Genomic DNA, 271 nt, shown 5'->3' with positions numbered 1-271 from the left:
GGCCGCGGATATAGTCGCGCGTGCCGTCGATCGGATCGACCACCCAGACGCGCCGGCGCGCCAGCCGGTCGGGGCGGTCGGCGGTTTCCTCCGACAGCCATCCCGCATCGGGCAACAGCGCCGACAGCCGTTCCTTCAGCAGCCGGTCGACCGCCAGATCGACCTCGCACACCGGGCTGCCGCCCGATTTTTCCCAGCGTGCGAAGTCGGTGTGGAAGCGCGACGACGCCAACGACGACGCCTCGCGCACGATCGCAGCGATATCGTCGGC

General features: G+C 70.1%; 1 protein-coding gene. It reads right to left on the bottom strand.

What is annotated here, in order from left to right; translation table 11 throughout:
- On the bottom strand, window positions 1–271 hold a 271-nt coding region (locus CVH10_RS20705), incomplete at both ends, for an inositol monophosphatase family protein (RefSeq protein WP_369335920.1).

Origin of the sequence: Halomonas sp. ND22Bw (genome assembly GCF_003011945.1) — a bacterium.
Taxonomy (GTDB): Bacteria; Pseudomonadota; Gammaproteobacteria; order Pseudomonadales; family Halomonadaceae; genus Halomonas; species Halomonas halophila.
The sequence above is the reverse complement of the archived record's forward strand: the minus strand, read 5'-3'. Positions and strand labels throughout refer to the sequence as shown.